Source organism: Pseudomonas sp. AF32, from assembly GCF_022342325.2.
GTDB lineage: Bacteria > Pseudomonadota > Gammaproteobacteria > Pseudomonadales > Pseudomonadaceae > Aquipseudomonas > Aquipseudomonas uvaldensis.
In genome coordinates this window covers 24,307-39,293 of sequence record NZ_RQJK02000023.1, presented here as the reverse complement: position 1 = coordinate 39,293, position 14,987 = coordinate 24,307, and the positions used below count along the sequence as shown (strand labels likewise).

Below are 14,987 nucleotides of genomic sequence, written 5' to 3'. Positions count from 1 at the left end.
TTATTCGGCATCCAGATGCATGGGAGTGATCACGCGCCCGTCGCTTTCGGCCTGGCCGAGGCTGGCGTCGATAAAATAGACACGGTCGTCGGCCAGTTTGCCTTTGTCCACCAGGAAGTCCTTGATGCTGCTCGCCCGTTCCTGGCCCAGTTCGCGCAGCAATACCTCGCTGCCGCTCCAGAATTTGATGACCCCTTCGCGCAGTTTCTCGATGCGGGCTTTTTTATCCAGTTGCGACCATTCGGCCGGCGGTTGTGTCTTGAGGCGGGTGCGGTAGATGCCTTCCAGCAGCGGAGCCTTTTCGTCTTCCGGAACTTCGAGTAACGACGCCTTGGCCGGGACTTTATCGCCCCGACGTTGCAGCATCTTGTAGTAGTTGTACTGGTACTCACGCTCCAGGCGCTGGGAGGCCAGCAATGGGCCGTCGCTGCTCTCGGCGGCGGTGCCTTCGATCTCCAGGCGCAGTTCCGGACGTTTACCGAGCGCTTCGGACAGCTTGAGCAGCACTCCTTCGTTTTCCTTGCTCAGCTCGCTGGAGCCCGGTGCGAACGCCACGCTGCCCAGGTCTTCGGACCCTCCTCCCGACACCAGCCCGCCAATGAGCTTGAACGGTGCCTGGGCCGCTCGCACCACGAGATTACGCAGGGTCTGCCAGACGATCGGCATCACGCTGAACTGCGGATCGTTGAGGTTGCCGGACACGGGCAACTCGATGGAAATCCTGCCTTCGGAATCCTTCAACAGGGCAACGGCCAGCTTCAACGGCAGGCTGACGGCGTCCGGGCTGTCGACCTTTTCGCCCAACTGCAATTGCTCGACCACCACCTTGTTCTCGGCCTGGAGCTGGCCCTGGGTGATGCGGTAATGCAAATCGAGATTGAGCCGGCCCTTGCGGATGCGGTACCCGGCAAATTTGCCGGAATAGGGCGTCAGGGTCGTCAGCTCGACCCGCTTGAAGCTGGTGGCGATATCGAGGCTGGCCATGGGGTCGAACGGATTGAGTGCACCTTTGATGGTGACCGGGGCATAGCGATCGACCTTGCCCTTGACGTCCACGCTGGCCGGTTTGGCCTGGCGGCTGTCGATGGTGCCGATCTGGCCGTTGAGCTGTTGGATGGCGGTGGCGAAATTCGGCGTCAGGCTGAAGTCGGCGAAGTTGGCGGAGCCGTCATTGATGGCAATCGCACCGATGTGGATACCCAGCGGTTTCCCCTGGGACGCTGGTTTGGCCGCCGTGTTCTTCGCGCTGTCGGGCGGTTGCGGGATCAGCAGGTCATCGACGTTGGTGGTGCGATCGTCGTTGATCATGAAGCGCGCGTAGGGCTGGAACAGGTTGACCTTGTCGATGAAGAGACTGTCGCCATGCTGATAGTTGATGCCCTCGACGACCACGCTTTGCCATTTGACGAAGTCGCGGGTCTTGAGGGTATCGAGCGTGTGCAACTGGTCGACCTGGGCGCGACCGGTGACCGCGAATGCCAGCGGGTCGGTGCCCTTGAGGTCTACCGCCAGGTCGCTGCCGAGCATCCCGGAGCGTAGCTCCAGCCGAATGAAAGGATTGATATAGGCCTGGGCGACGCGCAAGTCGATGTCCTGGGTCTTGACCTTGAGCCTGGCGGTGACCGGGTTCAGGTTGACCTCGCCGTCGGCCAGGATCTTGCCTTGTTTACCCAGGCCAGTGTCCAGCTTGAGGGTAAAGGGCGAACCGTTGAGGGTGTCGTAGTTCTGCAGGTCGAGGTTCAGCGGGCCGACGTCCAGCGCCACGGCGGGTTGGGCCTGGCGATCGGCCAGGTGCACCTGGTAGTCGCGCAATTGCACGTCCTTCAACAGGACCTGCCAGGGTTTGCTCGGCGGAGCGGGTTCGGGTTTGGGTGAGTCGGCGGCTGCCGGCGCCGATGCCGGTTCCACCTTGACCTGGGGCTTGGCCGGCTGGCTGGCGAACAGTTTCTGCCAATCCAGTTGACCGTCTGCCTCCCGGGCCGCCCAGGTTTCCAGTTTCTGGCTGCGGACCTTGCCCACCAGCACTTGCTGTTTGGCCAGGTCCACCGTGGTTTCGCTGACATCCAGGCGTTCGAGCCTGGCCAGCGGACGACCATCGGGAGACTTGATGGCGAAGGGCGCGACGCTGACGGCAGCGTTGCTCAAGAGCAGTTCGGTGCCCTTGGCCAGGTTGAGTTTGTAGTCGGTGCTCAGGTTGACGATGCCGTTTTCCAACACCAGGGGGACCGCATCGCGTACATAGGGCCACCAGAATTTCATCTGACCATCGGTGACCTTGAGCTTGCCCTCGGAGGCGATTGGCGAAAGGCTGAAATTGCCGGTCCAGTCGATTTTCCCGCCTTCGGGACCGGCGGCGACCAGGGTCATGTCGGCGCTGTCGTCGGGCAGGGTGCTGAGGTTCTTCAGCTCGAAATCAAGCGCGTCGTAAAGGAACTCGATGGGCTCGCTGGGGCGCAGGTCCTGGAAATGCACATATCCGGTAGCGAGCTTGATCCTATCGACCCGCAGGGGAAACGGCTTGGCGTCCGGGTTCGCTGGAGCAGGCTCGCTGGGCGGTAATTTGAACAGGCCCAAAAGGTTCAGTTGCCCATCCTTGGCGAACACGATCTCGGTCCTGGGCTTGTCCAGCTCGATGTCGGCCAGGTGCAGGGCGCCGGACCACAGGCTATCGACTTGCAGGTTGGCGTACAGCCGTTCGAAGCCGACCTGCTCCTTGCCCGGTTCGCCCACATTCAGCCCCCACAGGGTGACTTCAAGGCTGAAAGGATTGAGTTCGATGCGCTGGAGCTGAGCCGGAACCGTGGCGTGACTGGCCAGTTGCTGGTTGGCGATCCGCAAGGCGATGCCCGGCAATATCAGAAATCCCAGCAGGCTGTAGAGGGCCAGTGCGATGAGCAGTGCGGCGAAAGCGCGCTTCAATCCTTTGGACATGTGTGGCTTCGTCTGGTGTGAATCGGAGTGCCTTGGAGTATGGCATGCGTTTACGGTTCCGAAACCACTGAGATTTATCGGATTTGTCCGTTTTTTCCGTAGGCCTGCGGAGGTTGGCTTAGAACTGAAGGATCAGTGTCTTGAGCGGTGGATTTGCGTCCCTGGAAGGAAAATCGTCGCCGGGTGCCAGCACGCTCCATTCCCGCACCGGTCGACCGGCTTTGCTCGCGCAGCGCAGCACCTGTTCGCGCCAATTCTCCATGGAGACTTTCGCCAGGTTGTTGCAACAGATCAGCACGCCATCATCAGCGGTGGTCAGCAGCGCCGGCTTGAGCAGACTCTGGTAGTCACGCAACAGGTCGACGGTACCGAAAGCACTCTTCGCCCAGGCCGGTGGGTCGAGCAGTACCAGATCGTACTGGCGAGGTTCCAGGCGCACATAGCTCGGCAATTTCTGTCCGCGTCGCTGACTGATGGGCAGGCCAGCCAGTTGGCGGATCGCCGGGAAGTAATCGGATTGCACGAACTCCATGGGCGGTAAATCCGGATTGAGCAGGCCGTTTTCCCGACCCACGGCGAGGTTGCCTTCGGCGAAGTCAAGGTTGCATACCTCCCGCGCGCCACCGGCCGCGGCGCTCAGGCCAACACCGCAGGTGTAGGCGAACAGGTTCAGCACGCTTTTGTTGTGGCTGTGTGCCTTGACCCAGCCACGGGCGTTGCGCAGATCCAGGAACAGCAACGGGTCTTGTCCGGCATGGCGCCCGCGAACGCGATAATTCAGACCCCATTCGTGGCCGACGAGGTCCTGCAGGGCGGCCTCGTCAGCCTGGTAGACGGCGTCCTGGCGATCTATCCGTGAATTGCCCCGGGAGCGGTCGTTGTAGACCAGCAGCGTGTCCAGGCCCAGGTATTGGTTGACGATGCCGTGCATGTGCAACAAGGCATCGCGTTCCAGGGGCTCATGAAAACTCTGCACCAACAGCTGCGGGCCGTAGCGATCGACGGTCAGGCCCGGTGCGCCTTCCTGGCTGCCATGGAACAGCCGGTAGCAATCGGTGCCTTGCTGTTGCAACTGGCCGAGCAGGTCATGACGCTGGTCGAGGGCGGCGCGCAGCGCCTGATTCAAGGAAGACATGCCAAGCGCGCCTTAGAGAAATGAGGCGCGGGAGTTTAGCAGTTATGGAAATCCGGGTCCTGGCAGGAGCACATTCTGTGGCGAGGGGATTTATCCCCGCTGGGCTGCGAAGCAGCCCCAAAACCCGACATCGTGGTGCGTCAGGCGGTTTGCATGGGGGCGCTTCGCACCCCAGCGGGGATAAATCCCCTCGCCACAGGGTCAGCGATTCAAGCGCTTGTCGATCAGCCCCTCCACCACACTCGGGTCGGCCAGGGTCGAGGTGTCGCCGAGGCTGTCCAGTTCGTTGCAGGCGATCTTGCGCAGGATCCGGCGCATGATCTTGCCCGAACGGGTCTTGGGCAGCGCCGGCGCCCATTGGATCAGTTCCGGCTTGGCGAAACTGCCGATTTCCTTGCTGACGTGGGCCAGCAGTTCCTTCTTCAGTTCCTCGTTGGCCTCGACCCCGTTCATGGGCGTGACGAAGGCGTAGATGCCCTGGCCCTTGAGGTCATGGGGATAGCCAACGACCGCTGCCTCGGCGATGCTGTCGTGCAGCACCAGGGCGCTTTCCACCTCGGCGGTACCGATGCGATGTCCGGAAACGTTGATCACGTCATCGATACGCCCGGTGATCCAGTAATCGCCGTCCTCGTCGCGACGGGCGCCGTCGCCGGTGAAATAATAGCCGGGGTAGGGCTTGAAGTAGGTATCGACCATGCGTTGATGGTCCCTGTAGACGCTACGGATCTGCCCGGGCCAGCTGGATTTGATCGCCAGTACGCCACTGCCGGGACCGCTGATTTCCTTGCCCGCTTCATCCAGCAGTACCGGTTGTACGCCGAACATCGGCCGGGTGGCGCAGCCTGGCTTGAGCTGTTGCTGACTCACCAGCGGGCTGAGCATGATGCCGCCGGTTTCGGTCTGCCACCAGGTATCGACAATCGGGCAGCGTTGCTCGCCAACCTTGTTGAAATACCATTCCCAGGCTTCCGGGTTGATCGGCTCGCCGACGCTGCCGAGTAGTCGCAGACTCTTGCGGGAGGTTTTCTGCAGTGGTTCGATGCCTTCGCGCATCAGCGCGCGCAGGGCGGTGGGGGCGGTGTAAAAAATATTGACCTGATGCTTGTCGATCACCCGCCAGAAGCGCGAGCTGTCGGGATGGCTCGGTACACCTTCGAAGATCAGCGTGGTGGCCCCGTTGGCCAACGGGCCGTAGACGATGTAGCTGTGGCCGGTGACCCAACCGACATCGGCGGTGCACCAGAACACTTCATTATCGCGGTAGTCCAGCACGTACTTGAAGGTCATTGCGGCCTGCAGCAGATAGCCACCGGTGGTGTGCAATACGCCCTTGGGTTTGCCGGTGCTGCCGGAGGTGTAGAGGATGAACAGCGGATCCTCGGCGTCCATCGGTTCGGGCGGGCAATTGTCGCTGGCGTCGTGCATGGCCTGGTGATACCAGAGGTCACGGCCTTCGACCCAACTGATCTCGGCCTGGGTGCGCTCGACCACCAGGACGGTACTGACGTCGGGGCAGTTTTCCAGCGCTTGGTCGACATTGCGCTTGAGCGGTATGGACCGTCCTCCGCGCACGCCTTCGTCGGCGGTGATCACCGTGCGGCAATCGGCATCGAGAATCCGATCGCGCAGCGAGTCCGGCGAAAAGCCACCGAACACCACCGAATGCACCGCGCCGATACGAGAGCAAGCGAGCATCGCATAGGCCGCTTCCGGAATCATCGGCATGTAGATGCAAACCCGGTCGCCTTTCTTTACCCCGCGACTTTTCAGCACGTTGGCCAGGCGGCACACATGATGGTGGAGTTTTCGGTAAGAGATTTCCGCCGATTCGGCGGGGTTGTCGCCTTCCCAGATGATCGCCGTCTGGTCGGCGCGTTTGTCGAGATGACGGTCGATGCAATTGGCGCTGACGTTCAGCTTGCCCCCGGCGAACCAGGTGGCATCCCCGATCTTGAGGTCATAGCGCTGGACGGTTTGCCAGGGCGTTATCCAGTCGAGGAAGCGGGTGGCCTGTTCGGCCCAGAAGGTGCTGGGGTGTTCGATGGATTCCTTGTAGAGCCGCTTGTATTCGTCCTGACTCAGTTGCGCAGCCCGGCGGACGGCATCGGCTTGGGGGAACTGGCTGATATCGAGCATGGCGGTTCCTTATTCTTGTTTTGCGACAAGCCATAAAGATGCGCCCAGTTGCCGGAGGGTTCAAGCCATGCACAAATGACTGTGGGAGCGAGCCCGGTGGGAGCGAAGCTTGCTCGCGATGACGCCGTCACATTCAACACGCAGGTTGATACGGCTATCGCGAGCAAGCTTTGCTCCCACAAGACCCTCTCCCACAAGGGTAATGCAAACCTGGGATCAGCCGCGATGACGCCCGCGGAAGTAGTTGATCAGGCCCTGGGTCGAGGCATCTTCGGCCGGGTTCTCTTCGCTGCCCACCAGGCGGTTATAGACACCTTTGCCCAGCTCCTTGCCCAACTCCACCCCCCACTGGTCGAAGGCATTGATGCCCCAGACCACGCTTTGCACGAACACTTTGTGTTCATACAGCGCCACCAGTGCGCCCAGACGACGAGGGCTGATGCGTTCGACCACGAGGGTGTTGCTCGGCCGGTTGCCCGGGATGACCTTGTGGGAGGCCAGTTTTTGCACGTCTTCTTCGCTGGCACCCTTGTCGCGCAATTCGGCCTCGGCCTCGGCGCGGGTCTTGCCGAGCATCAGTGCCTGGCTCTGGGACAGGCAGTTGGCGTACAGCCACTGATGGTGGTCGGCCACCGGGTTGAAGCTGACCACGGGTACGATGAAGTCGGCCGGGATCAATTGGGTGCCCTGGTGCAGCAACTGATGGTAAGCGTGCTGGCCGTTGCAACCGACGCCGCCCCAGATGACCGGGCCCGTGTCGGTCGATGCCGGGGTACCGTCCTGGCGCACGCTCTTGCCATTGGATTCCATGTCCAATTGCTGCAAGTGCTTGGTGATGTTGCGCAGGTAATGGTCGTACGGCAGGATCGCGTGGCTCTGCGCGCCCCAGAAATTGCCGTACCAAACGCCGAGCAAGGCCAGCAGCACCGGCATGTTCTGCTCGAACGGCGCACTCTGGAAGTGCTGGTCCATGGAATAGGCGCCGGACAGCAGTTCCTTGAAGTTCGACATGCCGATGGCCAGGGCGATCGGCAACCCGATGGCCGACCACAGCGAGTAACGGCCGCCGACCCAGTCCCACATCGGGAAGATGTTCTCTTCACGGATGCCGAACGCCACGGCCGCCGCGTTGTTGCTCGAGACGGCAATGAAGTGGCGATACAGCTCGGCTTCGGAGCCGCCCTGGGCGAGGTACCAGGCGCGGGCGGCCTGGGCGTTCTTCAGGGTTTCGAGGGTATTGAAGGATTTCGACGAGACGATGAACAGCGTGGTCTCGGCGCGCAGCTTCATGGTCAGCTCGTGGAATTCGCTGCCGTCGATGTTCGCCAGGTAGTGGCAGCGAACGCCTTTTTGCGCGTAGGACAACAGCGCTTCGGACACCAGTTCCGGGCCGAGGAAAGAGCCACCGATGCCGATGTTCACCACGTCGGTGATCGGCTTCTCGGTATAGCCCCGCCACAGCCCGTCGTGAATGCGGCCCACCAGGTCGGTGATCTGGTTCAAGACCTTGTGCACATCCGGCATCACGTTGACGCCGTTTACCAGCAATTTGTCGCCCACCGGCCGCCGCAGGGCGGTGTGCAAGGCCGGACGGTTTTCCGAGGCGTTGACGATTTCGCCTTCGAACAGCGCCTTGATCGCACCCTTGAGGTCGACTTCGTTGGCCAGGTTGACCAGCAGGTCGCGAGTCTGGGCGTTGATCAGGTTTTTCGAATAATCGAGAAACAGGCCACAGCTCGACAGGGTGAATTGGTTGAAACGCTGCGGATCGGCGTTGAACGCTTCGCGCATGCTGAAATCCTGCATGGCTTTGCGGTGGTCATTCAGCGCTTGCCAGGCGGGCAGAGCGGTCACGTCATGAGGGTTTCGGTAATACGCCATCGCTGCGGGTTTCCTTTTACTTGAACGACCTTTTGTACACTAAAAACTCCGGCATGGCCCGAGGCGGGCGTCCGGACGACTGCGTCGACACGATCACTGGGCGCAGGGCGACTACAGTAAACCTCGCGTTGCGATCTGTCTTGACTTTGTCTGACCGGTTCCCGGTACTTTTTTATACAACGGGCTCGGGATAGGTCCGACAGACGGGGCTCGAAACATACTCAAGGACACTGAGCACTATTGTGGGAGCGGGCTTGCTCGCGAAGGCTGTGGGTCAGTCAGCCTCAGTGCCGCCTGATCCACCGCCTTCGCGAGCAAGCCCGCTCCCACAGGAAAGGTCGTGCCGAATCAGGCAACCTGGACCGGGATGGCGTTGCTGGTGTGGCTCAGTTCATTGCCTGGCGCCATGTACAGCATGCGGGGTTTGAAATTCACCAGTTCGGCTTCGCTGTAATGGGCGTAGGCGCAAATGATGACACGGTCGCCCACCTTGGCCTTGTGCGCTGCGGCGCCGTTGACCGAAATCATCCGCGAGCCATCTTCGCCACGAATGGCATAGGTGGTGAAGCGCTCGCCGTTGTCCACGTTGTAGATCTGGATCTGCTCGTATTCGCGGATGCCGGACAGGTCCAGCCATTCACCATCGATGGCACAGGAGCCCTCGTAATCGAGCACGGCGTGAGTGACTTCGGCGCGGTGCAGCTTGGCCTTGAGCATGATGGCGTGCATGGGGTTTCCTCTGGTCGGGTCCAAACGGCGGGCAGTGTGCCCGAAGGCTGCCGGGGCGGCAATAACACCGCAGTGCCCTATGGGCGAACCTGTGGGAGCACAGCTTTCCCCCACAGTTTGTTCCCGCAGGAGGATGTTCAGGCGCGCGCGTCGAGATCCAGATGCAGGTTGTCGATCAGCCGAGTCGTGCCCAGGAAGGCCGCGACCAGGATCACCAGGTCGCGGTCGTCGGCCGTGGCCGGGCGCAAGGTCCGGGCATGGCGGACTTCCAGGTAGTCGGGGCGCAGCCCGGCGGCTTCGAGTTGCCGGATCTGTTCACCGATCAGTGCCGGAAAGTCCCGTTGTCCTTGTCTGATCGCCTCGGCAATCTGGGTCAGGCTGCGGTAGACCGCTGGGGCCACGGCGCGTTGTTCCGGACTGAGGAAACCGTTGCGAGACGACAATGCAAGCCCGTCCTCGGCACGAACGGTCGGCTCCCCGATGATCTGGATCGGCATGTTCAGGTCATGGACCAGCGCGCGGATCACTGCCAGTTGCTGGAAGTCCTTCTGACCGAACACCGCCAGGTCAGGCTGGACCATGTTGAACAGCTTGCTGACCACGGTCGCCACGCCTTCGAAATGGCCCGGACGGCTGGCACCGCACAGGCCTTCGGACAATTGCGGAACGCTGACCCGGGTCTGTCCGGCCATGCCGTCGGGATACATCTCTTCAACGCTTGGGGCAAACAGCAGGTGGCAGCCAGCTTGCAGTAGCTTTTCCTGGTCCGCCGCCAAGGTACGGGGGTATTTGTCCAGGTCTTCGCCTGCCCCGAATTGCAGGGGGTTGACGAAAATGCTCGTCACCACGAAATCGGCCCGTTGCGCTGCTTTGGTCACCAATGCCATGTGGCCGCTGTGCAGGTTACCCATGGTCGGCACGAAGGCGATGCGCTTGCCTTCGTTGCGGGCACGGGCCACGGCGGCCCGCAGTTCACGTACGGTCTTGACGGTGTTCATGCAGAGAATCCATGTTCGGCGCCAGGGAAGGTCGCGGCTTTGACCTCTGCCACGTAGGCGCTCAAGGCTGCCTGGATGCTGGTTTGTCCGGCCATGAAGTTTTTCACGAACTTGGGAACGCGGCCGGTGATCGACAGCCCGAGCATGTCGTGCAGCACCAACACCTGGCCGTCGGTGGCGCTGCCGGCACCGATCCCGATGACCGGTATCTTGACCGCCTGGGTGATTTCTTCAGCCAGCTCGCTGGGCACGCATTCGAGCAGCAACATCGCCGCGCCGGCCTGTTCCAGCGCGATCGCATCGGCGCGCATCTGCCGCGCCTGGTTTTCGTTGCGCCCCTGGACCTTGTAGCCACCGAGGACGTTCACCGACTGCGGCGTCAGGCCCAGGTGTGCGCACACCGGGATGCCACGTTCGGCCAGTAACCGGATCGACTCGGCCAGCCACAATGCACCTTCGACTTTCACCATGTGGGCGCCGGCCTGCATCAGCTGGGCGCTGTTGGTCATGGTCTGTTCGAGGGTGGCGTAGGCCATGAACGGCAGATCGGCGAGGATCAGCGCATCGGTGTTACCGCGTTTGACGCAGGCCACGTGATAGGCCATGTCCGCGGTAGTTGCCGGCAGCGTGCTGTCATGGCCTTGCAGCACCATGCCGAGGGAATCGCCCACCAGTAGCACTTCGACCCCGGCCTCGTTGCAGGCGTGGGCGAAGGTTGCGTCATAGCAGGTCAGCATGGTGATTTTTTCACCTTTTTGCTTGAGACCTTGCAGCGTGGTCAGGGTAATAGCTGGCATGAAAAAGTCCTCATTGGACGCTTGTATTCAGGCGCACCCTCTATGCGTGGTGCTTGTAAGGCCTGGATTGCGCCCTTGAATGCCGCGTTGGCGGCAACGGGACGCCTATAGTCGTGAGGAGCACCGGGGAAGTCAATTGGATGTGTTACCGGCGGGTGTTACCGGGGTTACTGATGCGTTTCAGCGTGGGGGAGCGTATCGGATCTGACCGTTGGGTACCGGATCCCTGAGGGAGGGGGGTGTCAGTCAGGCAAGCGTTCCAGGCCGACGAATGGGCAAGCTGCGAGCAGGTCCTCGAGCAGGCGCCCATCGGCCAGGCGCAGGTCGGCGGGGGCCAGCTCGGCCAGCGGGTACAACACGAAGGCCCGGGCCTGCATGTGGTAGTGGGGGACTTTCAGGCGAGGCTCGTCGATCAGCCGATCGCCGAACAGCAGAATGTCCAGGTCCAGGGTGCGCGGGCCCCAGCGTTCCAGGCGTTCGCGTCCCTGGCCGGTTTCGATGGCTTGCAGCGCATCGAGCAACGCCAGCGGCGCCAGGCGACTGTCCAGCGCGGCCACCGCGTTGGTGTAGCGCGGTTGGCCGGGCAGCAGCGAGTCGCTTTGATAGAACGCCGAAACGCCAGCCAGTTGGGTGTCGGGCAATTGCGCCAGCGCCTGGAGGGCATTGCGCAGTTGTTCGGCGGGTTCGGCCAGGTTGCTGCCCATGCCGATATAGACGCGTTCCATGGATTATTCGCCCGACGCGCCGACCTGTTTACGCTTGGCGCCGCTACTGCGCCGGCGTTTGCGCGGACCGCTGGCACCGTCGTCCTTGCCGCTGAGTTGGCGGATCATCTCGCGACGCTCGCTGTCGTTGGCATCCTGGTAATCGGTCCACCATTCGCCCAGGCCATCGGTCTGTTCACCGGCACTTTCGCGCAGCAACAGGAAGTCGTAGCCGGCGCGGAAACGCGGGTTGTCCAGCAGCAGGTCGGCCCGCTTGCCGCTACGCCGTGGCAGGCGTTCCTGCATGTCCCAGATTTCTCGGATCGGCATCGTGAAGCGCTTCGGGATCGCGATGCGCTGGCATTGTTCGCTGATCAATTCGTGAGCGGCTTCCTGCATGGCCGGGATCGGCGGCATGCCGCGCTCCTGAAGGCGCAACACCCTAGCCGGCAGCGCGGGCCAGAGCAGCGCGGCGAACAGGAAGGCCGGGGTCACCGGTTTATTCTGCTTGATACGCAAATCAGTATTGATCAGCGCTTCGCTAATGAGGGTATGGGTGTAGGTCGGGTTGTGCTCCAGCGCCTCGGCGCTGGCCGGGAACAGTGGATCGAACAGTTGCAGGTCCACCAGCATTTCGAAGGTGTCCGCCGCATTGCCCGACAGGAACAGCTTGAGCACTTCCTCGAACAGGCGCGCCGAGGGAATGTCCCGCAGCGTCGGCGCCAGGTCGCGGATTGGTGTGGCGCTGTGTTTTTCGATGCCGAAATCCAGCTTGGCGGCGAAACGCACGGCCCGCAGCATGCGTACCGGGTCTTCCTGGTAGCGCTGCTTGGGATCGCCAATCAGGCGGATCAGACGATTGCGGATGTCGTGCACGCCGTTGGCGTAGTCGAGGATGCGTTCGCTGACCGGATCGTAATACAAGGCATTAATGGTGAAATCGCGGCGTTGCGCGTCTTCTTCCAGGGTGCCGTAGACGTTATCCCGCAGGATGCGCCCGCTCTCGTTGCGAGAAGACTGGTTGCTGTCTTCGTCGTCCTCGTTTTGCGGGTGGTTGGCGCGAAAAGTCGCCACTTCGATGATCTCACGACCGAAATGGATGTGAACCAGTTTGAAGCGTCGACCAATGATCCGTGCGTTCCGGAATTCGGCCCGAACCTGTTCCGGCGTGGCGCTGGTGGCGACGTCGAAATCCTTGGGGGTGATGTTAAGTAGCATGTCGCGCACGCATCCGCCCACCAGGTAGGCCTGGTAGCCGGCGTTCTGCAGGCGTTCGACGATGTTCACCGCATAACGGCTGAACTGGGCCTTTTGCAAGGAATGCTGGCCGCTGTTGAGCACTTCAGGCGTGCTGCGAATGTGTTGCGTACGACGCAAGGGAGAACGAAATGACTGGAACAGCTTCTTCAGCATGGGATGCACTGTTTGAAGGAATGTTCGGCCAAAACGGAGAATGGCCGCATGATGGGCGGGGATTCTAGCATTTAGTCAGGGGATGGTGTAGGACACCGCAGTTTTGAGCTGCAAGCTTCAAGCGACAAGGCTTGTAGGCCGGAGGGAAGGGGAATGACAGAAACCACAAGGGGAGCCGAAGCTCCCCCAGAATTAGTTGCGTGCTCTGTTTTTATTATGGTTTTGGGCTTCTTGTTTTTGTGAGTGCCCGCGCCACGAGGTTTCCCTTCGTGACCCTCCCAATCGGGAGCCAAGAGCAAACGGATTGCTTTGGTCGCTGTGTTGCAGTGATCAGTCGATCCAACCAGTTCAGGCGCCTGTCTTGAGACAGTTTTTATTGTTCTCGGCCTGGTCGTGGGGCAAGCCCCAAATACAACGCCTCTCCAAAAGAATCAGTTAGCTGCGCCTCTCGCCGTCTTGTTTTTATTGTGCGTGAGTCGATTCGTCTTATTTTTATTGTCTTGTGCATTGCTTGTTATTGTTCTTGTACCAAAGCTATAGCAGGGTGCGTGCCAACTTTTGCGAGGCCCAGCGAAACCGGGGGTTCTATGGTTATAGCCATTTTTCCTGGGCGAAAAAAAGCCAGGGTTTCGTTACCGTAAACCCCGGCTCCTGTTACGTGAAAAAGCTGGGGTAACAGTTTTTTCACAATCACGTTGTACAGCAGTGTGCCACTTGTGGGAGCGAGCCTGCTCGCGATAGCGGTGTGCCTGTCACATCAATGTCGGTTGATCCGACACTATCGCGAGCAAGCTCGCTCCCACAGAATCTCAGCTCTCGCTGGCCACCCCGGTCTTGCGCCGTGGAATCCCCAGGCGCTGGCGGCGCTCCCACAGGCACTTGCGGCTTACCCCGAGCTTGCGAGCCAGTTCGGTTTCGGTCATGTGGTCCTGGTGCTCCAGGACGAAGTGCTGGAAGTAGTCTTCCAGGGACAGGTCCTCGGTCGGCTCATGGCTGGTGTTGTTGGCAGCACCGCCCTGTTGAGGGGCCAGGCCAATGAATTCTTCATCGTCCATATCGCTGAGCTCGATGTCGATACCCAGCAGGTCGGCGGAGATTTCCGGGCTTTCGCACAGGATCACTGCCCGCTCCACTGCGTTTTCCAGTTCTCGTACGTTGCCTGGCCAGGCGTAATGACGAATGGCCTGCTCAGCGTCCGGGGCGAACTTCAGGTCGGTGCGGTTGACCCGTGCGCTCTGGCGGGCAAGGAAGGCATTGGCGATTTCGTTGACGTCCGCGCCTCGTTCGCGCAAGGCCGGTAATTTCAGCGCGATGACGTGCAGCCGGTAATACAGGTCCTCACGGAACTGGCCAATCTTTGCCAGGCTCTTGAGGTCCCGGTGGGTCGCTGCGATCAGGCGTACGTCGACTTTTTGCGACTGGACTGAGCCGACCCGGCGGATTTCGCCTTCCTGGAGTACCCGCAGCAACCGTGCCTGGGCTTCCAGAGGCAGTTCGCCGATTTCGTCAAGGAACAGCGTGCCGCCATCCGCTGCTTCCACCAATCCGGCGCGTCCGGCGCTGGCACCGGTGAATGCGCCTTTCTCATGCCCGAACAGCTCGGACTCGATCAGGCTTTCCGGGATCGCCGCGCAGTTCACCGAAATCATCGGGGCCTTGGCCCGGCGAGACAGGTTGTGCAGGGCGCGGGCTACCAGTTCCTTACCGGTACCGGACTCCCCCTGGATCAGGACGTTGGAGTCGGTCGGCGCCACTTTGCGGATCTTGACGTAGAGGTCCTGCATGGGAGGGCAGGAGCCGATGATGCCGATTTCGCCATTGGCATTGCCGGCGCCGGCTTTCGCGGAGGCTGCGCTTTTACCGTTCGTCGGCTCCGACGGATTGCTCGCTGCCGTCTGTCGGTCGCGCAAGATGCGGGCCACGGCCTGGAGCATTTCGTCATGGTCGAACGGCTTGGCGATGTAGTCCACCGCGCCCATTTTCATGGAGTCGACCGCCGAGCGCAGGCTGGCGTAGCTGGTCATGATCAGCACGGGTGTGCCCTGGCCAAGCTTGATCAGCTCCGTGCCGGGAGCACCGGGCAGACGCAGGTCGCTGACGATGAGGTCAAACGTTGGGATGCTGAAACGCTCTTGTGCTTCCTGCACGGAACCGGCTTCGCTGACCTGGTACTGGTTGCGTTCCAGCAGGCGGCGCAAGGCGGAGCGGATAATGGTTTCGTCTTCGACGATCAAAATGTGCGGCATTGATTCGATTCTCT

Annotated in this window: 10 protein-coding genes; all 10 read right to left on the bottom strand. The window is 61.2% G+C overall.

All coding sequences use genetic code 11. The features are described 5' to 3' along the window. On the bottom strand, positions 1-2,931 hold the full coding sequence (locus EGM97_RS20525; RefSeq protein ID WP_238963994.1) for a DUF748 domain-containing protein: 2,931 nt from the start codon (positions 2,929-2,931) through the stop codon (positions 1-3). Between the two features lie 118 nt (positions 2,932-3,049). Next, positions 3,050-4,066 (bottom strand): class I SAM-dependent rRNA methyltransferase, encoded by a 1,017-nt coding sequence (locus tag EGM97_RS20520; protein WP_238964001.1) that lies wholly within the window; start codon positions 4,064-4,066, stop codon positions 3,050-3,052. 201 nt (positions 4,067-4,267) lie between these two features. Next, the gene (gene acs / locus EGM97_RS20515) at positions 4,268-6,205 is read right to left on the bottom strand and encodes an acetate--CoA ligase (RefSeq protein ID WP_238964003.1); all 1,938 of its coding nucleotides are present in this window, start codon (positions 6,203-6,205) and stop codon (positions 4,268-4,270) included. Between the two features lie 216 nt (positions 6,206-6,421). Next, positions 6,422-8,086 carry a glucose-6-phosphate isomerase gene (pgi, locus tag EGM97_RS20510; RefSeq protein WP_238964005.1) on the bottom strand — a complete coding sequence of 555 codons (1,665 nt, stop codon included), beginning with the start codon at positions 8,084-8,086 and terminating at the stop codon, positions 6,422-6,424. Positions 8,087-8,434: 348 nt separating this feature from the next. Beyond that, positions 8,435-8,815, bottom strand: coding sequence for an aspartate 1-decarboxylase (panD, locus tag EGM97_RS20505; protein WP_053153519.1), 381 nt, complete (start codon positions 8,813-8,815; stop codon positions 8,435-8,437). Positions 8,816-8,952: 137 nt separating this feature from the next. Then, positions 8,953-9,813 (bottom strand): pantoate--beta-alanine ligase, encoded by an 861-nt coding sequence (gene panC / locus EGM97_RS20500; protein ID WP_238964007.1) that lies wholly within the window; start codon positions 9,811-9,813, stop codon positions 8,953-8,955. After that, a complete protein-coding gene (gene panB / locus EGM97_RS20495; RefSeq protein ID WP_238964008.1) occupies positions 9,810-10,610 on the bottom strand; it encodes a 3-methyl-2-oxobutanoate hydroxymethyltransferase in 801 nt (266 codons plus the stop codon). The genes panC and panB overlap by 4 nt, the downstream gene beginning before the upstream one ends. Positions 10,611-10,852: 242 nt before the next feature. Then, complete coding sequence (gene folK / locus EGM97_RS20490; RefSeq protein ID WP_238964010.1) at positions 10,853-11,335, bottom strand: 2-amino-4-hydroxy-6-hydroxymethyldihydropteridine diphosphokinase; 483 nt, start codon at positions 11,333-11,335, stop codon at positions 10,853-10,855. Between the two features lie 3 nt (positions 11,336-11,338). Then, on the bottom strand, positions 11,339-12,727 hold the full coding sequence (locus EGM97_RS20485) for a polynucleotide adenylyltransferase PcnB (RefSeq protein WP_238964012.1): 1,389 nt from the start codon (positions 12,725-12,727) through the stop codon (positions 11,339-11,341). A gap of 809 nt (positions 12,728-13,536) precedes the next feature. Next, positions 13,537-14,973: a sigma-54-dependent transcriptional regulator gene (locus EGM97_RS20480; protein ID WP_238964013.1), complete on the bottom strand. Its 1,437-nt coding sequence runs from the start codon at positions 14,971-14,973 to the stop codon at positions 13,537-13,539. Positions 14,974-14,987 lie beyond the last annotated feature (14 nt).